Below are 21756 nucleotides of genomic sequence, written 5' to 3'. Positions count from 1 at the left end.
CACCGAGGGTTAGCCGGATCCCGGAGCCGAGGGCTGCTGCGGGATGGTTTGATTAGTACGATCACCTACCTACAGGTAGGGTCCCCTGCGAATCACCCGAGCGTCCACGCTGTGCCCACTTCTGCTGGGGCAGCGACGGGTCCGCCCACTCTAGGGTGAGTGAGCGCCTCAAGGAGGAAGTGCAGTATGCCAACCCTTGCCCCGGCAGCGTCGACAGCCCTGGACCTGGCAGGTAACAACCTGTATCTCGTCTATGCCGTCCTGGCCATCGCGGTCATCGCCCTCATCATGGGGGTCTACTTCCGCAGTCAGGTGCTGGCGCACGACGCCGGTACCGAGAACATGCAGACCATCGGTGCGGCGGTCGAGGAGGGTGCGCAGGCCTTCCTCAAACGCCAGTTCTCAACGCTGAGCATCTTCGTCGTCATCGTCTGCGGCCTGCTCTTCCTGCTGCCCGCCGACACCATGAGCATCAAGATCGGCCGCTCCGGCATGTTCGTCGTCGGGGCGCTCTTCTCCGCGGCGATCGGCTACTTCGGCATGTCACTGGCCGTCAAGGCCAACGTGCGGGTCGCCTCCGCCGCACGCGAGGGAGATCGGGACGGCGGTATGCGGATCGCGTTCCGCACCGGTGGCACGGTCGGCATGTTGACGGTTGGCCTTGGCCTGCTCGGCGCCTCTCTCGTCGTCATCGGCTGGAAGGGTGACGCCCCCAAGGTGCTCGAGGGCTTCGGGTTCGGAGCCGCGCTCCTCGCGATGTTCATGCGGGTCGGCGGCGGCATCTTCACCAAGGCCGCCGACGTCGGCGCCGACCTGGTCGGCAAGGTCGAGGCGGGCATTCCCGAGGACGACCCGCGCAACGCGGCCACGATCGCCGACAACGTCGGCGACAACGTGGGTGACTGCGCCGGTATGGCCGCCGACCTGTTCGAGTCGTACGCGGTCATGCTGGTCGCCGCACTCATCCTCGGTTCGGTCGCCCTCGGCACCCAGGGTCTGGTCTTCCCGTTGCTCATCCCCGCCATCGGCGCGATCACGGCGATCATCGGCGTGTTCATCACCCGGGTGAAGCCCGGTCAGAACGCCCTCTCGGCGATCAACCAGGGTTTCTACATCTCTGCGGCGATCTCCGGCGTGCTCAGCATCGTGGCGATCTTCCTCTACCTCGACCCCAACGTCCCCGCTGTGGTCGACGCAGCGACGCAGCAGGTGACCTCACCGGCGATCGAGGGGCTGCGCATCCGGGCTTCCATTGCCGTCATCATCGGCATCGTCCTGGCCGCCGTCATCCTCTGGCTGACCGGTCACTTCACCGGCACCGACAAGCGCCCGACGATGGACGTCGCCCGCACCTCGCGGACCGGCGCCGCCACCGTTGTGCTCTCCGGGATCGGCGTGGGCCTCGAGTCGGCCGTCTACACCGCCATCATCATCGGCGCTGCCATCTACGGCGCGTTCCTGCTCGGCGGCGGCTCGATCGCGCTCTCCCTCTTCTTCATCGCCGTGGCCGGCACCGGGCTGCTGACCACCGTCGGCGTCATCGTCGCGATGGACACCTTCGGCCCGGTCTCGGACAACGCCCAGGGCATCGCGGAGATGTCCGGCGACGTCGACGAGGAAGGAGCGCAGATCCTCACCGACCTCGACGCGGTCGGCAACACCACCAAGGCGATCACCAAAGGCATCGCCATCGCGACGGCGGTGCTCGCCGCGACCGCGCTGTTCGGTTCGTTCACCGACGCGTGGAACACCGCAGCGCGTGACCTGCAGGACAGCGGTGGCATCACCGAGAAGCCGTCCGTCTCCAGCATCGCGACGCTGACGACGGAGATCGTCACCCCGAACGTCCTCGTGGGCGCCCTGCTCGGCGCCGCCGTGGTGTTCCTCTTCTCCGGTCTGGCGATCAACGCCGTGACCCGGGCGGCCGGCGCCATCGTCTTCGAGGTGCGCCGCCAGTTCCGCGAGCACCCCGGGATCATGGACTACACCGAGAAGCCCGACTACGCCCGCGTTGTCGACATCTGCACCAAGGACTCGCTGCGCGAGCTCGCAACGCCCGGCCTGCTCGCCGCGCTGACCCCGGTGGTCATCGGCTTCGGTCTCGGCATCGGGGCGCTCGCGGGCTTCCTCGCCGGCGCGATCACGTCCGGCTGTCTGATGGCGGTCTTTCTGGCCAACGCCGGTGGGTCCTGGGACAACGCCAAGAAGATCGTCGAGGACGGTCACTACGGCGGCAAGGGCTCCGACGCCCACGCGGCTACGGTGATCGGCGATACGGTCGGCGACCCGTTCAAGGACACCGCCGGTCCCGCGATCAACCCGCTGCTCAAGGTGATGAACCTCGTGTCGGTGCTGATCGCTCCGGCCATCGTCACCCTGACCTTCACGACCGGCACCAGCCCATTCATGCGCTACGGGATCGCCGCCGTCGCGCTCATCATCATCGTCGCCGCCGTCGCCGTCTCGAAGTCGCGCGACCTGGCCGCCGTGGGCGATGACGGCGCGGACGACGACGAGGGTCCGCTCGACGACGACGACTTCTCGTCGGAGGCGACGCCTATCGAGCAGGGCGCCGACGCGGACCTGCCCGGCGAGGGCGACGCGGTGCCCAACGAGGAGCAGTCCCGGGTCTGACCGCCCGGACCAGCGAACGCGCCAGAGGGGCCTCACCCGTCACGGGTGGGGCTCCTCTGTGCGTCTCCCGGCCGCCCATCCACATACGGTGGGGCGCATGGCCCGAGCCCCGGTGACCGACCCTGCCCGGCTCGGTCGGCTGCGCGACGACCTCGCCGCGTCGGGCTACACCGTCGACGGTGTCAATGCCGCGATCGGACCGGTGGCCGCCGCCGCGCTGCACCGGGAACAGCCGCTGCCCGCAGACCTCGCGACGCAAGGGTCGCCCGACCCCGTCGCGGTGCTGGTGCAGTGCTTCGCCCTCGGCCGAGTGGTGTCTCGGCGGGACCTGGACGGAGCGCTGGCGTCGCTCACGACCGACGGCGCACAGGCGTTGGGTCTAGTCGACACCGATGGCGACGAGGTGCGCGCGGGCTGCGAGCTGCGCCCCTACGGTGACGAGGAGCGCGACTGGTGGGTCGCCTCCGACCTGTCCGAAGTCGCCCTCGGCGGCCCGCTGCCCGAGGACCACGTCCTCGGGATCGGGCCCGCATCGACCACGGTCGCGAGCTGGACCCCTCGCGACCGGGTCGGGCGCGCGCTGGATCTGGGCACCGGATGCGGTGTGCAGGCCCTGCACCTCGCCAGCCACAGCGCCCGGGTGACGGCGACCGACGTGTCACACCGGGCCTTGACGTTCGCCCGGTTCAACGCCGGGCTGGCCGGCATCGAGCTGGACCTGCGTCACGGTGACCTGTTCGACCCCGTGACCAGCGAGCGGTTCGACCTCGTGGTGAGCAACCCGCCCTTCGTCATCACACCACGCGCTCCCGGCGTGCCCGCCTACGCGTATCGCGACGCCGGGCTCGTCGGCGACCAGGTCGTCGAGCGCCTGGTCCGCTCCGTGGGCGACCACCTCGAAACCGGCGGCATCGCCCTGTTCATCGGCAACTGGGAGGTGCGTTCGGGCGGCACCTGGCGGGACCGGTGGACAGACTGGCTCGCCGGCACCGGGCTCGATGCATGGGTGGTGCAACGCGACGAGCAAGACCCGGCCGAGTACGCCGAGCTCTGGGCCCGTGACGGCGGGTCCCGTTCCGGTGTCGCAGGGTTCGAGCACCTGTACGCCGCGTGGCTGGCCGACTTCGCGGCCCGCGACGTCGAGCGGATCGGCTTCGGGGTGGTCGCCCTGCAACGGCCGTCTATGTCCCGGCCGTCCCGGCCGCCGTGGGTGGACCTGACCGAGGCGACCGGGCCGGTCGCGACCGCCTCCGGTGGCGCGATGGGCGCGACGGTGAGCGCCGGCATACGGGCCCGGACCTGGCTCGCCGAGGCCGACGACGCCACCGTTCTGGACGTCGCCTGGCGGTGCGCTGACGACGTCACCGAGGAACGCCACACGAGGCCCGGTGACGCCGACCCCCGGGTGATCCTGCTGCGACAGGGCCGTGGGCTCGGACGGGTCGTCCGACTTGACACCGTCGGCGCCGCGCTCGTCAGCGTCTGCGACGGCACGCTCCCCGCACGTGCGGCGCTCACCGCCATCGCGGGCCTGCTCGGCACCGACACCGACACCACGGTGCGTCAGGCGGCCGCGTTGCTGCGCGGGCTGGTCGCCGACGGGCTGCTCGTCAGCGCCTGACGGAAGGCAGGCGGTGGCACGGGTCAGCCGGCGGCCAGCGTCTTGCTACCGTCATCAGCCGTGGCCGGGACATCCAGCGCGTCCGCGTCGTGGCTGTGTTGCCGCGCCATCCGCAGGTTGGGTCCCGGCCAGCCGCTCATCGGTCCGACGAGCACCAGCAGGCTGGGCATCAACAGCGTTCGGACGATGAAGGCGTCGATGAGGATTCCCACCGTCATCGCGAAAGCCAGCTCGCGGAACGGCGACAGCGGGATGGTCGCAAGCATTCCGAAGCTCACCGCCAAGGTCAGCCCCGCCGCGGTGATCGCCCGAGCCGACTCGGGCATCGCCGTGGTGATCGCCTCCCGCAGAGGCAGGACCCGGGCGTGCTCCCACACGTTGCCGACCCCGAAGATGTTGTAGTCCGACCCCAGTGAGACCAGGAGGACTGCCACGGCAAAGGGTACGTAGAACGTCAGACCCTCCTCGCCCTTCAGGTCCATGAAGACCCACACTGTGAGCCCGAGCGACGCCGTGAGAGCGAGGATGCTCGACATCAGCAGATACAGCGGGGCGACGAGGGCCCGCAGGAAGATCACGAGCAGGAGCAGGTTGACCACGATGCCGGCGATTGCGATCCTGACCAGGTCGGTCCCGGTGGAGCTGACCAAGCCGACCGCCAGAGCGGTGTCGCCGCCGATCCCGATCTGGGTCCAACCGAGGCCGCTGTCGGCGGCCAGCTGGGGCAGGCGCGAGCTCAACCGGTCGAAGTCGTCGATCGCGACGGCATCGAGGGGGTCGTGGTCGAGGACGACGAGCATCCGCGCCGCGCTGCCGTCCTTGGACAGCACCACGTTGTAGGCCCGCTGGGTGAAGTTCTGGGCGGGTCCGACAACCCCGGCGACCCCGGGCTCCTTCTCCACCTTCTTCTGCAGGTCGGACAGCTCGGCCAGGTGGTCCGTGACATGCGGCCCTTCGAACAGCACCGTGGTCGTGGAGGTGATGCCCGGGGCGAACGCCGCGGAGGCGGCCGCTGCTGACCTCGCGACGGGGTTGTCCTCCGGGAGCGAGCTGGTGAAGCCGACTCCGAGGTCCATGCGGGCGATCGGGATCGACACCACGGCCAGCAGAGCCAGACAGGCAGCGGCCACCGCCGCGGCCACCTTGCGCCGGGTCAGGTGCTCCATGAGGTGCAACGCGGCGATGCGGGATCGCAACGCTGCGACGACCCGGCTGCCGGCCCACCCACGCCCAGACAGAGCGAAGCCGGGCCAGAGCATCCTCCGGCCGAGGATCGCCATCAGGGCGGGCACCAGGGTCACCGACACGGCGAGTCCGGCCATCACAGCCAGAGCCATGGCCGGGCCGAAGCCACGGTAGAACGGTGACGTCGCGGCCAGCAGCGCCGCGGTGCCGGCGGCGACCGTGAGGCCCGCCGCTACGACGATCGGGGTGTATGCGGCGACCGCCCCGCGGACGGCCGTCTGCGGGTCGGGGTTGTCGTGCAGCCTGACCTGAAGGGCCGTCACATAGAAGATTGTGTAGTCCGTGACGACGCCGAGCAGCAGGGCGACAAGCAACGGCTCGAGCTCGGCCGGAGTCGCGAGACCGAGGGCTCCGCCGAGCACGCTGGAGATGCGCGTGGTGGCGACGAACGCGATGCCGGCGGCACCGAGAGCGACGAGCGGGGCGACTACCGAGCGGAAGGTCAGACCGACGAGCAGCAGGATCGCCAGCACCGTCAGCTGCTCTAGTCGCGGCAGGCTCTCGCTGACGAGCTCCGCCTGGGCCGCGCGGGCAGGGACCGACCCGGTGATGCCGACGACATGGTCGTCAGGATGGTCGAGGTATTTGTCGATGTACCGTTGGGCGGCCTTGCTCTGGTCCGAGAAGCTGCTCGTCGGGTTCATGAACAGGTACGTCAGGACGGCCGTGTTGGTCTCCCCGGTGGTCGCGCCCAGACGCGTTGCGTTAGTGATGGGAATGGCACCCAGCAAAGGCCACTCGAGGTCGGTGCGTTGGTCGAGCGAAAGGGCGTCCAGTACCGACTCGGCCTGTGTGTAGACCGACATCCCGTCGGGGTTGCGTTGGATGATCGCCGTGCGGCTGGACAGCGGGAAGCCGAACTTCTGCACCGAGTGCAGCTCGGCCTGGATGGCGGGGCTGTCGGCCGGGATGAGGCTGGCGAGCTCGTTGCCCCCGCTGGCGATGGGAGGCGCCACGAGCAGAGCCGCGAGCCCGAGAGCCCAGGCGCCGACGATCACCCACCGCCACCGGGCGGTCCAGAGCGCATACCTCTCCGACCAGCTCAGTGATGCCTGGTGTGTTGCACGCCAGACGCGCAAGTCATTGACGCGCTCGAGGAAGCGGTTCGTCACGCTCGTGCCGGCGGGAGCGCGAGGCCGAGGTGGGAGAGCTCGGCGGCAGCCAGCGACTCATGGCGTCCGGCGGCGAGGTCGGCGGCCGGGTCGGGGGTGACCTTCATCAGCTCGGCCATGGTGAGGCTGGAGACCGCGCGGTTGGCCAGGTGGGCCAGGACGACCGGGCTGGCGCCGTGCTCCTGCAGGACTCGCGACACCCCTCGGATCTCCCGGCCGCGCGCCAGCCTGCGCGGCAGGTAGAGCAGCAGCACCGGGCCGGCGGGAGACAGCCCGACGGCCAGGCCGACAAGGACGGCCAGCGCACGGATGCTCGACTCTGCTCGTTGACCGCCGGCGACAATGCCGGTTCCGGTGGTGGCGACCTCGTTGCCGAGCTCACCGGTACGTGACCCGATGAGAGGTATGCCGCTCAGGTCCTGCAGCGCCTTTCCAGCGGTGCCGAGGGCCTTGCCCGCCTGCACGGTGCTCGTGCTCAACCCGGTCAGCTGCCAGATCTGGTAGCCCGTCCAGGCCCCGATGACCAGCCAGAGCATCACCCAGAACGCCGTGACGCCGTCCCAGGCCCGCATCGTCGTCGCATCCGCATCCCACGCTTTGACCCGCATCCGTCATCCCTTCGTCAACCGACGGCCCTCATGGGTGACAAACGTACGTCGACTAGGCCCCCTGTGACCTCTGAGGTCGATACCGATGTGCTGGCCCCGCTACGGTCGAAGGACATCCCCGCAGGGAAGGGCCCTCATGTCCAGCAGCCAGCCGACACCGCCACCTTCGACACCACCTTCGACGACCACACCGCGCCCCGCCGCCTGGCTGATCCCGGCCGTGGCTCTTCTCGTAGGCGTCATCCTCGGCGGGGTGATCATCTGGGTGAGCACGAGCTCGAGCCGCTCGGGTTCAGGCATCAGCACGGCCATCCCTACTGTGACCGAAACCGTGACCCCGAGCAACGGCACGTCGTCTCCGGGCACCGCTGCGACCCTCAGCGTCCCGGCCCAGTGCCTGCAGGTCGCCGACGACTCCAAGGCCGTGGTGGACCTGGTCAACCAGTCGGTGACCGCGGTTCGCGACCTCGACGCCGCGAAGCTGAGCGACCTGGTCCGGCAGATCCAAGCCGCCCAGGAGACCCTGCAGACGAATGCCAGGTCGTGTCAGCGGGCGACGGCCAGTCTGCCTCCCGCACTCACGTCGACCACATCGCCGACCTCGGCGTCGACAAGCACATCCTCCTGACCATCGCGGAAGTGACCGACGCCGACGTGCCTGACCAAGCGGGATGAGCCAGCGGTTCCTCGACCTGCGTGTCTTTGGTCGGCCTCTGCTGCTGCCGAACACGCGGGAGGCCGTGTATGCGCGCAGGGTGCGAAGAATGCGCGCAGGGTGGTTGAGACGCGCGCAGGGTGCGCGGTGAGCGTTAGTCGAGCAGGCTGCGCGCAGTCTTTGAGAAGTCAGCACCTGTCGACCGTCCTGCGCGGCCGGGGCGTATTCGGGGCACGGTCCACGACATCGGGGTCATGACAAAACTGCTTGACGCTTACCCAGGGTGAGGCGGCACGGTAAGGCGGTGCCGGTTGCGATAGTGTCGAGCTCACTTGTGAGTGAGTGCTCACTCACCTATTATCGCCCGGTGAGCCCACGCGCCAACGCCCTGCCGCCCACCGAGCGGCGAGTCGCCATCGTCCGGTCGGCGCTCGGGCTGATCCGCGAGCGCGGAACCATCCCGACCACGCGCGAGATCGCCGAGGCCGCAGGAATCGCCGAGGGCACGATTTTCCGGGCGTTCGACACCAAGGAACGCCTCATGGACGCCGTCGTCGGGGAGACGTTCTGCCCGGCGCCGGTGTCGATCCAGCTGCACGCGATCGACCACGACCAGCCGCTGCGGCCCAAGCTGGTCGCGTTCGTCACCGTGCTGCAGGACCGGTTCACCGAGATCTTCGACGTCATGTCAGCGCTCGGGCTCTCAGCGCCACCAGCCGGTTTCGAGGAGCACCGCGGCTGCAGTCCCGAGACGGGTCACGTGCCCCTCGAGGAGCAGGACCTCGGTGTCGGGTCGACGTGGGACCCTGAACGCCGCCGCCTGGTCGGCTTCCTCGACCACGACGCCGACCGGTTCACCTGTGCTCCCGAGGAGCTGCTCAGATACCTGCGCCTGCTGACGTTCTCCGGAACCCATCCCGGCATCAGCGAGGGGCGCCCCCTCACCCCTGAAGCCATCGTCGACCTCGTTCTCGACGGAGTCCTCATCACCCGAACGAAGAAGGCATCCTGATGCTCGTCCGACTCGTCCGCACCTACCTCGCCCCCTACAAGGGACCCATCGCGCTCATCCTCGTCCTGCAGCTCATCGGGGCGTTGGCGGCCCTCTACCTGCCCACCCTCAACGCGGACATCATCGACAACGGGGTGGCCAAGGGCGACACGGGTTACATCGTCCGCACCGGTGGATGGATGCTCGCCGTGAGCGTCGCCCAGATCTTCGCGACGATCCTCGCGGTGTTCCTCGCCTCGCGGTCGTCCATGGGGATGGGCCGCGACCTGCGCGCGGCGATCTTCCACAAGGTCGGGGACTTCTCTGCGCAGGAGGTGTCGCGGTTCGGGGCGCCGACGCTGATCTCCCGCAACACTAATGACGTGACGCAGGTCCAGATGGTCGTGTTCATGGGGCTCGCGATCATGGTGTCCGCCCCGATCAACATGATCGGCGGCATCATCATGGCGTTGCGCCAGGACGTCGGCCTGTCCTGGCTCGTCGCGGTTGCGGTCCCGGTGCTCGCGATCGCCGTCGGGCTCGTAATCCGTCAGATGCTCCCGCAGTTCCGCGTGATGCAGACCTCGATCGACAGCGTGAACCGGATCATGCGCGAGCAGATCACCGGCATCCGCGTTGTCCGGGCGTTTGTGCGCGAGGACTACGAGACGGACCGGTTCGACGGTGCGAACGCCACCCTCACCGGCACCGCGTTGCGCGTCGGCCGGCTCCAGGCGCTGATCTTTCCGATCGTCATGATTATCCTCAACGCCTCGACCGTGGGTGTGCTGTGGTTCGGGGCAGCCCGAGTCGACAGCGGTGACCTGCAGGTCGGCGCGCTGACCGCCTTCATGGCCTACCTGATCCAGATCCTCTTCGCGGTGATGATGGCCACCTTCATGTCGATGATGATCCCGCGTGCGTCGGTCTCGTCCGAGCGGATCGCCGAGGTGCTCGACACCGAGTCGTCCGTGGCCGAGCCGGCCAACCCGGTGAGGTCGATCGCGCGTGGTGCGGCCGTCGTCTTCGACCACGTCGAGTTCCACTACCCCGGTGCGGAGTCGCCGGTGCTCTGCGACGTGACCTTCCGCGCCGAGCCGGGCGAGACGACGGCGGTCATCGGGAGCACGGGTGCGGGCAAGACGACCCTGGTCAACCTGGTCCCCCGACTCTTCGACATCTCGGGTGGCTCGCTCACCGTCGGCGGGGTCGAGGTCCGAGAGGCCGACCTCGACACCTTGTGGTCCAAGATCGGGCTGATCCCGCAGCGGCCCTACCTGTTCACCGGCACCGTGGCGAGCAACCTGCGCTACGGCAACCCGGACGCCACGGACGACGAGCTCTGGGAGGCGCTGCGCATCGCCCAGGCCAAGGACTTCGTGGAGCGTATGCCTGACCAGCTCGAGTCCCCGATCGCCCAAGGCGGCACCAACGTGTCCGGCGGACAACGTCAGCGGCTGGCCATCGCCCGGGCGCTCGTCCGGCGCCCGGAGGTCTACCTGTTCGACGACGCGTTCTCCGCGCTCGACCTGGCGACCGACGCCCGTCTGAGGCAGGCACTGCGGCCGGTCACCCGGGAGGCTACGGTCATCGTCGTTGCCCAGCGGGTGTCCACGATCATCGACGCGGACCGCATCGTCGTCCTCGACGACGGGCTCGTGGTCGGTCAGGGCACGCATACCGAGCTGTTGCAGTCGTGCGAGACCTACCAACAGATCGTCGAGTCCCAGCGCAGTGCGGAGGTGGCGGCATGAGTGAAGGGGTGAAGTCCGAGGAGGAGAAGGCTGCCGAGGCGCGCCGTGGTCCGGCCGCGGGAGCCCAGCGGCAGCGCGGTCCGATGGGCATGGCGATGCCGGGTGAGAAGTCGCAGGACTTCCTGCCGTCGGCGAAACGGCTGCTGCGCAGGCTCCGGCCGGAGCGGTCTCGGGTCGGGATCGTGCTCGTGCTCGCGGTCGTCAGCGTGGCCTTGACGGCGATCGGCCCCAAGATCCTCGGCGCCGCGACGAACCTGATCTTCGAGGGGTTCATCGGCAGGCGCCTGCCCGCGGGCGCTACCCAGGACCAGGTCGTCGCGGGACTGCGCGCCCAGGGCGACACGAAGCAGGCCGACCTCATCTCCGGGATGAACCTGGTTCCCGGGCAAGGGATCGACTTCACCCGGTTGGGCCAGATCCTGCTGTTCGTCCTCGCGCTCTACGCGCTGGGAGCCCTGCTGCAGTGGGCGTCGGGCTGGATTCTCGCCGGCGTCGTCACCCGCACCACCAACAAGCTGCGTGCCGACGTCGAGGACAAGCTCAACGCCCTGCCGCTGCCCTACTTCGACGGTCAGCCGCGCGGGGAGCTGCTCAGCCGCGTGACCAACGACGTCGACAACGTGCAGCAGAGCCTGCAGCAGACCCTCAGCCAGCTGTTGACCTCGTTGCTGACGGTGGTCGCCGTAGTGGCCCTGATGTTCAGCATCTCGTGGACCCTCGCCCTGATCGCGCTGGTGACGATCCCGATCTCGATGGCGCTCACCGCCGCGATCGCCAAGCGCTCTCAGAAGCTGTTCGTCCAGCAGTGGAAGAACACCGGGCAGCTCAACGGCATCATCGAGGAGACCTTCACCGGGCACGGTCTGGTCAAGGTGTTCGGCCGGCAGCAGGAGTCGCAGGCCGACTTCGACGCCAAGAACGGCGAGCTCTACAAGGCGGCGTTCGGGGCTCAGTTCATCAGCGGCATCATCATGCCCGCGATGATGTTCATCGGGAACCTCAACTATGTGGTCATCGCTGTCCTCGGCGGCCTACGAGTGGCCAGCGGTTCGATGACGCTCGGCGACGTCCAGGCATTCATCCAGTACTCCCGCCAGTTCACCCAGCCCCTGACGCAGGTCGCGTCGATGGCGAACCTGCTGCAGTCCGGGGTCGCCTCGGCCGAGCGGGTGTTCGAGGTGCTCGACGCTCCGGAGCAGGACCCGGACCCGGTCACGCCCCGCGACATCGGCCCGTCCCGCGGACGCGTGGCGTTCGAAGACGTGACGTTCTCCTACACGCCGGACAAGCCGCTCATCGAGGACCTCGACCTCGTCGTCGAACCCGGCCAGACCGTGGCCATCGTCGGACCCACCGGCGCCGGCAAGACCACCCTCGTCAACCTCATCATGCGGTTCTACGAGCTGAGCTCCGGACGCATCACCCTCGACGGCGTCGACGTGCGCGAGATGACCCGGCACGACCTGCGAGCGCGGATCGGCATGGTGCTGCAGGACACCTGGCTGTTCGCCGGGACGATCCGCGACAACATCGCGTACGCCCGTCCGGACGCCACCGAGGAGGAGATCCTCGAGGCGGCCCGGGCAACCTACGTCGACCGGTTCGTGCACTCGCTGCCCGACGGCTACGACACCGTCCTGGACTCCGAGGCCGGCAACATCTCTGCGGGCGAGAAGCAGCTGCTCACGATCGCGCGAGCCTTCCTCGCGGCACCGGAGCTGCTCATCCTCGACGAGGCGACGAGCTCGGTGGATACGCGTACCGAGCTGCTCGTGCAGCACGCGATGGCGGCGCTGCGCAGCGACCGCACCAGCTTCGTCATCGCGCACCGGCTCTCGACGATCCGAGACGCCGACATCATCCTCGTCATGGAGGACGGGCACATCGTCGAGAAGGGCTCGCACGCCGAGCTGCTCGAACGCGACGGCGCCTACGCGAGGCTGTATGCGGCTCAGTTCAGCGGTGCAGCCGACGACCTCGACGACCAGGGCGCTCAGTCCTCTGCTCGTCCGGTGCTGGCCGGGGCACGGATGGCACCCCGCCGCTGACGTCGGTACGGCAGAATCCTGGAAGGCAGCGTCCGACACCAGAGAAACGAGGGTGCGGTGATCCGTCTTGCCGGACCGGCTCACACCATCAGCAAGGTCCTGCTCGGCGACAGCTCCGCCGGCCGGGCCGCCGCCTTGATGGCCACTGCGGCGGCCGGGGCCTCTTTCACCCCCGGCCTGATGCCGCGCGGCCGTCGTGAACAGATCGTCGCGACCGGGATCGCCTCGGCCCTGCAGCACGGGCTGGTCATCAACGCCCATGCTCGCCACGAGGTGCTCTCCAACCTGATCTGCTCGTGGGCCGGACGCGGCAACGACCCGGTCGGGCGGCGTCAGGTGAAGAGCGCCGTGGCCTTGGGCACGACGGTCGCCGGCCTGGCGGCATACGCGGCGCTGCCGGCCCGGCACGGTGAGCGGATCGAGCGAGCTGTGGTGCGCACCGTCGGGGTGCGGTTGTTCCGCGTCGGGACCGCCTCGCTGCTCGTCGGCGGGGCCGACCTCATCGACCGGCGTTACGGGCAGGACCATCCGCTGGTGCGGACTGCCGCACCTGCAGCGGGGTTCCTGGCGGGGGCGGCGATCTCGGCCGCGTTGATCCGGCGGTTCCGCAAGTTCGACCCGGTCATCGCGGCGCGTGTGCAGGCCTCGGTCGACCCGCTCACCCGTGACCACCTCAACGACAAGCCCGACCACGGCGAGCCGGTCACCTCGCTCCCGGTCTCCCTCGCCCTGGGGGTCGGGGTCGCGACCTCACTGCAGCTGCTTTCCGGCGTCGAGGGCTACGTCTCCGGCCGGGTCGCCACCAGCGTCAGACGGGTCATCCCGGGTAGCGACCCCTATGCCTCGCTGGTCGCCCACGCAGTGATGCTCTCCGGCCTCGTCGGCGTCCTCGCCGTCGGCATCGAGTACGTCTATCACCGGGCTGAGGCCGGCGGCTCGGCCATCGACGCCGCATACACGACGGCTCCCAACTCGCCGAGCGTCAGCGGCGGACCGAACTCCGCCATCGGTTGGCAGACGCTCTCGCGAGAGGGGGTCCGGTTCGTCGCGATGTCCCTGAACCCGCAGGAGATCGCCGACGTCACCCATACCCCCCTCGAGCAGGTGACCACCCCGATCCGGTGCTTCGCGGGTCTCGACTCGGCCTCGACCGTCGGCGCCCGAGTCGGTCTGGTGATGGAGGATCTCGAGCGGCTGGGCGCGTTCCAGCGTTCGGTCATCTGCCTGACCTCGCCCACCGGCACCGGCTATGTCAACTACGTCGCCGTCGAGACCCTGGAGTACCTCACGAGGGGTGACTGCGCCACCGTTGGCATCCAGTACTCTCTGCGGCCGTCATTTCTGTCGCTCGACCGGGTGGCCATGGCCCGGGAGCAGAACCTCGCGCTCCTCAACGCCCTGGTCTGGCGGATCCGCGGTCTCCCGGAAGGCAAGCGACCGCGGCTGGTCGGGTTCGGTGAGTCGTTGGGCGCGCAGACGCTGCAGAACTGTTTCCTTCATGAGGGGGTCGGGGGGCTGCAGCGCGCCGGCATCGACGGCGCTCTCTTCCTGGGTACGCCTGCGGCCAGCCGGTGGGCCAGCGAGTGGCGCAGCAAGCCGAGCCAGACGGACCCCGACGGCCAGGTCATCGAGGTCTCGGGGTTCGACCAGTGGAGCACCGCCACCGCCGGGCGGACCACGAAGCCGAAGTATGTGCTTCTCAGCAATCCCGAGGACCCGATTGTCAAGTTCACCCCGAGGATCGCCGTCGCCCGCCCGGAGTGGCTGCCGCTGCGCGCTCAACGGCCACCGGGTGTGCCCCAGGCCATGCTCTGGATGCCGTACACGACCATGCTGATCACGCTCATCGACGTCGTGAACGCACTCGAGTTCGTTCCCGGCGTGTTCGTCGCACGCGGTCACGACTATCGCGCGTCGATCCCCCGGATGGTCTCTGAGACCTACCGGCTGCCCGTCGACGACGACGAGATGACCCGCATCGAGCACGCCCTGCGCGACCGGGAACGCACCTGGGCCCAAAAGCGGATGGTCGCCGAACAGCTGGCTCGGGCCGGAGAGGCAGTCGGGCGGCAGCTGCGGACGTGGGGCGAGGTGAGCAGCCCGCCGACGGTGGCCGCGCCCTGATGGACAGGTCGGCCGAGACGCCGGGGCGTTCAGCTGGCGGAACCGGTCTGAACAAGGGCCGCGTGGCGATCCTCGCTGTCATCGAGGTCGCCGTCCTGGCACTCATCGCTTTTCGCGTGCTGCCCCAGGTCGGCTCGTACTCCGAAGCCGCCGGCGCGCTCAGGGGCATGTCGCTGCAGTCCCTCGTCGCCATCGCCGTGACGGTGATGGCCTACCTGGCCTTCTACGGCCTGCCCTTCGTGGCGGCAGCGCCCGGGTTGGGGTACCGACACGCCCAGCAGGTCAACCAGGCCGCGTTCGCGATCGGCAACGGGGTGCCGGGCGGCGGGGCGTTCGGGTTGGGGGTCCAGTACGCGATGTTCGCGTCGTGGCGCTACCCAGCCGTGCGGGCCGCCTCCGCGATCGCCGCCATCGGTGTGTGGAGCCTCTTCGTCACGCTCGGCCTCCCGGTGTTCGGGGTCCTGGCGCTCGTCGTCTCCGGCCAGGCGGCGGGCAGCTACGTCTTGGGAGCGGTCCTGGGGCTGGCCGCCCTCGGGCTGCTGGTCGTGGGGTTCGCGCTCGTCATGCGCAGCGAGTCTGCGGCCAGACGGGTCGGCGCGTGGGGGGACTCCTTGGCCAGGCGACTACCGCGCAAGCCGCGGGGGGGGGCCTGGGTCACCCCGGCACTCCTGGGGTTCCGGACCGGTATCACCGAGCTGGTCAGCCGGCGCTGGGCGGCGATCACGGCTGCGCAGGTGGGAGTCTCGCTCACCCAGTTCGCCGTGCTTGACGTCACGCTGCGAGGTCTGGAGGGCTGGGACTCTGCCGGGACTCCGTTCCTCGTCGTCTTCGCCGGTTTCGCCATCAGCCAGCTGGGGTTGCTGGTTCCTGTCACTCCCGGTGGCCTCGGAACCGTGGATGCGGCGATGGTGGCCTTGCTCGTGGGCCTCGGGACCTCTCCCGGCATCGCGACGGCAGCCGCCCTGGTTTGGCGGGCGTCGTCGTTCATCCCGCAGATCGTCGTCGGGGTCGTCGCCCTGATGCTGTGGACCCGGTCTGCCAACCGGCTGGCAGTGGGTCATCCTGCCGACTGAGTCGGGGCCCCTCGCCGTCAAACGGGAGTTGGTCGCCCGTGCGCCGAACTTGACGGCGTGTCCGCGACCAACTCCCGTCTGACGGGCCGGGGGCACCGTGATCTCTGGAGTGACCGCCCTGCTGGAGCTAGGCCGCAGGCTGGGAGCCGGCGTCGACCGGGGTGTCGGCGCGGACCCGGGGCATCAGGAGGGCGGCGATCAAGGTGAGCCCGACCGCGATAAGGACTGACAGGAACACGGCGGCCGAGCCCGAGGTGATGGCGTGCGGGTTGGTCGGACCGCCCTCGCGGGTGATGATCCCGTTCGCGACCGCCCCGAAGATGGCGACACCCACAGCACTTCCGATCGAGCGGGCGAACAGGTTGTTCCCGGTGACGACGCCCCGCTCGGTCCAGGAGACGCTGGCCTGCGCCGCGATGAGGCTCGGTGACGCGACCAAACCCATGCCGAGGCCCGTGACGAAACAGCATCCGGCGACCATGCCGACACTCGGGTGCTGCGCAAAGGTGGCCAGCGTGCCCACCCCGAGGAGGGCGACGCCCATGCCGATCAGGACGGTCGGCTTGAAACCCCACCGCATGTAGAACAGCCGGCCGGAGAAGGTCGCGGACAGCGGCCATCCCAGGGTCAGCGCCGCGAGCGCGAGCCCGGCCACCAGTGGCGGCGAGCCGATCGAGCCTTCGAGATACGTCGGGACGTAGGAGGTCAGGCCGATGATGGCGGCGCCGACACCGAGCGAGATGAGGCTGGTCGTGAGCAGCAACCGCCTGCGCAGGACCCACAGGGGAAGCACCGGTTCGGCGGCGCGACGCTCGGCGAACACGAAGGCCACCAGCAGCGCCGCTCCGACGCCGAAGATCAAGTGGCTTGCCGTCGAGTCCCACGCCCAGGCCTGGCCGCCCTCGAGCACCCCGAGGATGATCAGCGTCATACCGAAGGTGAGCAGGACGGAGCCTGCGTAGTCGATCCGGTGCCGCCGCTTCTCGACCACCTCATGGAAGTTGCGCAAGATCAGGAACCCGGCGAGCAGACACAACGGCACGTTGACGAAGAAGATCCAACGCCAGATGTGGAGCTGCGAGAACAGGCCACCCAGCGTCGGTCCGACGACCGAGGACATCCCCCAGACGCTGGCGAGGTAGCCCTGCGCCCTGGCGCGTTCGGCCACCGTGTAGATGTCGCCGGCGATGGTGATCGACATCGGCTGCACCGCCCCGGCTCCGAGCCCCTGTAGTGCTCGGAACGCGATGAGGGCCGGCATGCTCCAGGCGAACCCGCACAGCACCGACCCGGCAAGGAAGAGGCCGATCCCGAAGAGGATCATCGGCTTGCGGCCCACCGTGTCGGCGAGCTTGGCGTAGATCGGCACCGACACCGCCTGCGCCAGCAGGTAGACCGAGAACAGCCAGGGGAAGGACGAGAAGCCGCCGAGGTCCTTGACGACCGACGGCACTGCCGTCGCGAGGATGGTCGCGTCGATGGCGATCAGGCCGGTCGATACCATCAACGCGAGCAGGATCGGGCCGCGCTCGGAGCGCAGGCCCACCCCCGTGTCGGTTCCTGAGCTGGTGGCCGCAGCGGAGGTCACGAAAGCATCACGTGAGGTGCCAAGACGCAGACGCGGCTCGGCATTCCCGGCGTCTCTTCAGCCGAGCTGCCAGGACCGCTTCGACAGCCCGAACCAGAACCCGTCGATGACGCTGCGGCTGTCGAGCCGGCCGTTGCCGTCTGGCCCGTATGCCGCACCCAGTGACACGAACAGGGGCGCGAAGTGCTCGGTGCGCGGGTGCGCGACCGACGCAGCCGGTGCCTTGTCGAGGAAGTCCAGGAGGGCGTCGACGTCGTCGTGCGCCATGGCCTGCTTGGCCCAGTCGTCGAACTCGCGTGACCACTGCGGCGCAGGGGCGTCAGCGGGCAGGGACGGGTTGAACGCCCGTAGGTTGTGGGTCGTGAACCCGGACCCGACGATCAGCGTCCCCTCCTCACGCAGTGGAGCCAGCTTCTGCCCGAGGTGGAACAGTGCCTGGGGGTCGAGCGTCGGCATGGACATCTGCAGCACCGGAACGTCGGCATCCGGAAACATCTCGACGAGCGGGACGTATGCCCCGTGGTCGAGTCCCCGAGCCTCGTCGCGATGCACCGGGGTGCCCGGCGCCGACACCAGCCGCGTGATGTTGTCGGCGAGCTGCGGGGCGCTCGGCGAGGCGTACGCGACCTCGTAGTAGCGCTGCGGGAAGCCCCAGAAGTCGTAGGTGAGCGGCGCGCCCGTGGTGGAGGAGAGGACCAACGGCGCTTCCTCCCAGTGTGCGGAGACGACGAGGATGTCGGCCGGCTTCTCGAGGTCGCCGGACCACCTGCCGAGCTCACGCGTCCAGGTCGCGTCGTCTGCGAGTGGGGGAGCTCCGTGGCTGACGTAGAGGACCGGCTGGGTGGTCACACGGGTCACCCTACGGCGAAGATAGTCCAACATTCAACTAACGCAACGACGAGATCCCTGTGCGGGAATACCGGCATCAGGGTCTATCTTGTGCCTTCGCGGACCCACGTCCGAGCAGCGACGAATCCGCTGCACGTGTGGCCGGCAGGAGTGGGGGACATCGCATGGCTGCAGGGAAGGGTCGCAAGCTCGTCATCGTCGAGTCGCCGACGAAGGTCAAGTCGATCGCCGGATACCTCGGCGCGGAGTACGACGTCGAGGCGTCGGTCGGTCACATCAGGGACCTCCCGAACCCGTCAGAGCTGCCGCCGGAGATGAAGAAGGGCCCGTTCGGCAAGTTCGCGATCGACGTCGACAACGGGTTCGAGGCCTACTACGTCGTCGACGCGGACAAGCGGAAGAAGGTCGCCGAGCTGAAGCGCGCCCTCAAGGACGCCGACGAGCTCTACCTCGCGACGGACGAGGACCGCGAAGGCGAGTCCATCGGGTGGCACCTCTTGCAGGTCCTCAAGCCCAAGGTGCCCGTAAAGCGGATGGTCTTCCACGAGATCACCAAAGAGGCGATCCAGCGGGCCATCAACGACACCCGCGAGATCGACACGGCCATGGTCGACGCCCAGGAGACCCGCCGCATCCTCGACCGGCTCTACGGCTACGAGGTGAGCCCGGTGCTGTGGCGCAAGGTGCGCCAGGGTCTGTCGGCCGGCCGGGTGCAGTCGGTCACCACCCGCATGGTCGTCGAGCGCGAGCGCGAGCGGATGGCGTTCGTTCGGGCGGGCTACTGGGACGTCGAGGGCGAGTTCACGCCCAGCGACGCTGCGCAGCGGTTCACGGCCCGCCTCTCTCAGGTCGACGGCCGGCGAGTCGCCACCGGTCGCGACTTCGCCGACTCGGGTGAGCTGACCGCCAAGAACGTGGTTCACCTCGACGAGGCGCTGGCGAACCGCATCGCCGAGGCGTGTGCCCCGCTCACCGCGCGGGTGACCGACGTGCAGGAGAAGCCCTACACCCGTCGTCCGTCGGCGCCGTTCACCACCTCGACCCTCCAGCAGGAGGCCTCGCGCAAGCTGCGGCTCAGCAGCAAGAACGCCATGCGAGTGGCGCAGCGGCTCTACGAGGGCGGCTACATCACCTACATGCGCACCGACTCGACCACGCTGTCGGATGCCGCTATCACCGCCGCCCGCAGCCAGGCTCGCGACCTCTACGGCGCCGAGTACGTTCCCGACAGCCCCCGGCGCTACGAGAAGAAGGTCAAGAACGCCCAGGAGGCGCACGAGGCCGTGCGCCCGTCGGGTGACCGGTTCCGCTCGCCGGCCCAGGTGGCCGGTGAGCTGCGGGGCGAGGACTTCGCGCTCTACGAGCTGATCTGGAAGCGCACCGTGGCCTCGCAGATGGCCGACGCCCGCGGCTCGACGGCCACGGTCAAGCTGTCGGTCGACACCGCCGTCGAGGGCGCCCAGAGCGTCGAGTTCAGCGCCAGCGGCACGATCATCACCTTCCGCGGCTTCCTCGCCGCCTACGAGGAGGGCCGCGACGACGAGGCGGCCGCCCGCGCCCAGGCCGCCCAGGAGGAGCGCCGTCTGCCCAAGGTCAGCGAGGGCGTCGCGCTCGAGGTGCTGCGCGCTGAGGCCGACGGCCACGAGACGAGCCCGCCGGCTCGCTACACCGAGGCCACCCTCGTCAAGGCGATGGAGGAGCGCGGCATCGGCCGCCCCTCGACCTACGCCTCGACCATCGGCACCATCCAGGACCGCGGCTACGTCTTCACCAAGGGCCAGGCGCTCGTGCCGACGTGGCTGGCCTTCGCCGTCACGCGGCTGCTCGAGACACACTTCAGCAACCTCGTCGACTACGAGTTCACCGCCTCGATGGAAGAGGACCTCGACCGCATCGCCAACGGCGACGAGGGCCGCGTCGAGTGGCTGAAACGCTTCTACTTCGGCGACGATGCGACCTCGACCGAAGGGCTGCGCGACCTCGTACAGGATCTTGGTGACATCGACGCCCGCGAGATCAGCACGATCCCGCTCGGTGACGGGATGGTCGTGCGGGTCGGCCGCTACGGTCCCTACGTCGAGGAGGTGGTACCGAGCGGCATCAACCTCGAGACCGGCGAGGTCGACGAGGGGGTCGACGGTGCGGCAGTGCCGGCCACTCCGCGACGGGCCACCATCACCGACGACATCGCCCCCGACGAGATGACCCCGGCCAGGGCCCGCGAGCTGCTCGAAGCGGCCGCCGACGACGGCAAGGTGCTCGGGCAGGACCCCGAGACCGGTCGCGACATCGTGGCCAGGGCCGGGCGCTACGGCCCCTACGTCACCGAGGTGCTACCCGAAGACGATGCCGGAGCCTCATCCGCCGGGGCCTCAGCGGCCAAGGGCAAGAAGAAGCCGGTGAAGGTCAAGCCGCGCACCGCGTCGTTGTTCACGGGGATGGAGCTGTCGAGCATCGACCTGGCCGACGCCCTCAAGCTGCTCAGCCTGCCGCGCGTGGTCGGCGCCGACGCCGAGGGCGCCCCGATCACCGCCCAGAACGGCCGGTACGGGCCGTACCTGAAGAAGGGCACCGACTCGCGGTCGCTGACCAGCGAGGCGCAGCTGTTCGACGTCACCCTCGAGGAGGCGCTCGCGATCTACGCCCAGCCCAAGCAGCGGGGCCGGGCGGCCGCGGCGCCGCCGCTCAAGGAGCTCGGTGACGACCCGGCCAGCGGCAAGCCGGTCGTGGTCAAGGACGGTAGGTTCGGCGCCTACGTCACCGATGGCGAGACCAACGCCACCCTGCGCAAGGACGACGACGTCGAGTCGCTCACGCCGGAACGTGGCTTTGAGCTGCTCGCCGAGAAGCGCGCCAAGGGCCCGACGACCCGCAAGCGCGTGGTGAAGAAGACGGCAAAGAAGACCGTCAAGAAGACGGCGGCCAAGCGCGCCACGAAGACGGCCGCCAAGAAGGCCTGATCGGCGCGAGTGGACGGAGCACACCGGGTGCGCCGCCTGGACACGCGCACGTCGACGTACTCGCAGACGTCGCGTCGTCCCCCTTTTCGCGCCGTGCGTTTGAGAGGATCGACGCCATGAGGAAGACAGTCACCACCCTGGTCGATGACCTCGACGGGACGGAAGCGGCCGAGACGGTGCGGTTCGCTCTCGACAACACTCTCTACGAGATCGACCTTTCGGAGAAGAACGCCGCCGCTCTGAGGGCCGCCGTGGCCCCGTACACCGCACGGGCCAAGACGGCAGGCGGCCAACAGCGCACCCGCACCACCTTGCCGTCCGCCGGGCCGTCCCGCAACGCAGAGATCCGTGCCTGGGCCGCGGCCCAGGGCACCGTGATCCCGGCTCGCGGCCGCATCCCGGTCGCGGTGGTGCAGGCCTTCGACGCCGCCAACTGAGCTCGACGCCAGCACCGTCTTCCCGAGCAGCGGCACGGAGCCGGCTCAGCGGCATCC

At 69.1% G+C, this 21756-nt stretch carries 14 protein-coding genes; 10 read left to right on the top strand and 4 right to left on the bottom strand.

Annotation, left to right across the window (positions count from 1 at the left end; translation table 11 throughout):
• Window positions 1-186: 186 nt before the first annotated feature.
• Both ABI385_RS01290 and ABI385_RS01285 read left to right on the top strand, forming a co-directional pair.
• Window positions 187-2634, top strand: a complete 2448-nt coding sequence (locus ABI385_RS01290) for a sodium-translocating pyrophosphatase (protein WP_348101920.1) — start codon at window positions 187-189, stop codon at window positions 2632-2634.
• Window positions 2635-2731: 97 nt separating this feature from the next.
• The gene (locus ABI385_RS01285) at window positions 2732-4255 is read left to right on the top strand and encodes a methyltransferase (protein ID WP_348101919.1); all 1524 of its coding nucleotides are present in this window, start codon (window positions 2732-2734) and stop codon (window positions 4253-4255) included.
• A 23-nt stretch (window positions 4256-4278) separates the two neighbouring features.
• Here ABI385_RS01285 and ABI385_RS01280 read toward each other — a convergent pair whose 3' ends face one another.
• Together ABI385_RS01280 and ABI385_RS01275 are read right to left on the bottom strand one after the other, a co-directional pair.
• Window positions 4279-6498: an MMPL family transporter gene (locus ABI385_RS01280; RefSeq protein WP_348101918.1), complete on the bottom strand. Its 2220-nt coding sequence runs from the start codon at window positions 6496-6498 to the stop codon at window positions 4279-4281.
• Window positions 6499-6608: 110 nt separating this feature from the next.
• A complete protein-coding gene (locus ABI385_RS01275; protein ID WP_348101917.1) occupies window positions 6609-7220 on the bottom strand; it encodes a hypothetical protein in 612 nt (203 codons plus the stop codon).
• Between the two features lie 220 nt (window positions 7221-7440).
• Between ABI385_RS01275 and ABI385_RS01270 the strand changes: the two genes are divergently transcribed.
• The 6 genes from ABI385_RS01270 to ABI385_RS01245 all read left to right on the top strand — a co-directional run bounded on the left by ABI385_RS01270 (window position 7441) and on the right by ABI385_RS01245 (window position 15865).
• Window positions 7441-7848 (top strand): hypothetical protein, encoded by a 408-nt coding sequence (locus tag ABI385_RS01270; RefSeq protein WP_348101916.1) that lies wholly within the window; start codon window positions 7441-7443, stop codon window positions 7846-7848.
• Window positions 7849-8242: 394 nt separating this feature from the next.
• Window positions 8243-8887 (top strand): TetR/AcrR family transcriptional regulator, encoded by a 645-nt coding sequence (locus ABI385_RS01265; RefSeq protein WP_348101915.1) that lies wholly within the window; start codon window positions 8243-8245, stop codon window positions 8885-8887.
• Entirely contained in the window at window positions 8887-10620 is a 1734-nt protein-coding gene (locus ABI385_RS01260; protein ID WP_348101914.1) for an ABC transporter ATP-binding protein, read from the top strand. The genes ABI385_RS01265 and ABI385_RS01260 overlap by 1 nt, the downstream gene beginning before the upstream one ends.
• On the top strand, window positions 10617-12668 hold the full coding sequence (locus ABI385_RS01255; protein WP_348101913.1) for an ABC transporter ATP-binding protein: 2052 nt from the start codon (window positions 10617-10619) through the stop codon (window positions 12666-12668). Before ABI385_RS01260 ends, ABI385_RS01255 begins: the two co-directional genes overlap by 4 nt.
• 57 nt (window positions 12669-12725) lie before the next feature.
• On the top strand, window positions 12726-14792 hold the full coding sequence (locus ABI385_RS01250; RefSeq protein ID WP_348101912.1) for an alpha/beta-hydrolase family protein: 2067 nt from the start codon (window positions 12726-12728) through the stop codon (window positions 14790-14792).
• Between the two features lie 62 nt (window positions 14793-14854).
• Window positions 14855-15865 (top strand): lysylphosphatidylglycerol synthase domain-containing protein, encoded by a 1011-nt coding sequence (locus ABI385_RS01245; RefSeq protein WP_348101911.1) that lies wholly within the window; start codon window positions 14855-14857, stop codon window positions 15863-15865.
• A 127-nt stretch (window positions 15866-15992) separates the two neighbouring features.
• Here the strand turns inward: ABI385_RS01245 and ABI385_RS01240 are convergent, their stop codons facing one another.
• Both ABI385_RS01240 and ABI385_RS01235 read right to left on the bottom strand, forming a co-directional pair.
• Window positions 15993-17369, bottom strand: a complete 1377-nt coding sequence (locus tag ABI385_RS01240; RefSeq protein ID WP_348101932.1) for an MFS transporter — start codon at window positions 17367-17369, stop codon at window positions 15993-15995.
• 141 nt (window positions 17370-17510) lie between these two features.
• A complete protein-coding gene (locus ABI385_RS01235) occupies window positions 17511-18335 on the bottom strand; it encodes a class III extradiol ring-cleavage dioxygenase (RefSeq protein ID WP_348101910.1) in 825 nt (274 codons plus the stop codon).
• A gap of 131 nt (window positions 18336-18466) precedes the next feature.
• Between ABI385_RS01235 and topA the strand changes: the two genes are divergently transcribed.
• Window positions 18467-21262, top strand: a complete 2796-nt coding sequence (gene topA / locus ABI385_RS01230; RefSeq protein ID WP_348101909.1) for a type I DNA topoisomerase — start codon at window positions 18467-18469, stop codon at window positions 21260-21262.
• Between the two features lie 116 nt (window positions 21263-21378).
• Window positions 21379-21699, top strand: coding sequence for an Lsr2 family protein (locus tag ABI385_RS01225; protein WP_348101908.1), 321 nt, complete (start codon window positions 21379-21381; stop codon window positions 21697-21699).
• The last annotated feature ends 57 nt before the right edge of the window (window positions 21700-21756 follow it).

It is taken from the genome of Lapillicoccus sp., from assembly GCF_039935575.1.
Lineage (GTDB): Bacteria > Actinomycetota > Actinomycetes > Actinomycetales > Dermatophilaceae > Lapillicoccus.
This window is presented reverse-complemented; position numbering and strand designations above follow the sequence as displayed.

What these genes read in the sequence shown, in the direction of transcription:
- ABI385_RS01290 (WP_348101920.1), top strand. Translation starts at nt 187, where the DNA reads ATGCCAACCCTTGCCCCGGCAGCGTCGACAGCCCTGGACCTGGCAGGT.
- ABI385_RS01285 (WP_348101919.1), top strand. Translation starts at nt 2,732, where the DNA reads ATGGCCCGAGCCCCGGTGACCGACCCTGCCCGGCTCGGTCGGCTGCGC.
- ABI385_RS01275 (WP_348101917.1), bottom strand. Translation starts at nt 7,220, where the DNA reads ATGCGGGTCAAAGCGTGGGATGCGGATGCGACGACGATGCGGGCCTGG.
- ABI385_RS01260 (WP_348101914.1), top strand. Translation starts at nt 8,887, where the DNA reads ATGCTCGTCCGACTCGTCCGCACCTACCTCGCCCCCTACAAGGGACCC.
- ABI385_RS01255 (WP_348101913.1), top strand. Translation starts at nt 10,617, where the DNA reads ATGAGTGAAGGGGTGAAGTCCGAGGAGGAGAAGGCTGCCGAGGCGCGC.
- ABI385_RS01240 (WP_348101932.1), bottom strand. Translation starts at nt 17,369, where the DNA reads ATGGTATCGACCGGCCTGATCGCCATCGACGCGACCATCCTCGCGACG.
- ABI385_RS01235 (WP_348101910.1), bottom strand. Translation starts at nt 18,335, where the DNA reads ATGTTGGACTATCTTCGCCGTAGGGTGACCCGTGTGACCACCCAGCCG.
- topA (WP_348101909.1), top strand. Translation starts at nt 18,467, where the DNA reads ATGGCTGCAGGGAAGGGTCGCAAGCTCGTCATCGTCGAGTCGCCGACG.
- ABI385_RS01225 (WP_348101908.1), top strand. Translation starts at nt 21,379, where the DNA reads ATGAGGAAGACAGTCACCACCCTGGTCGATGACCTCGACGGGACGGAA.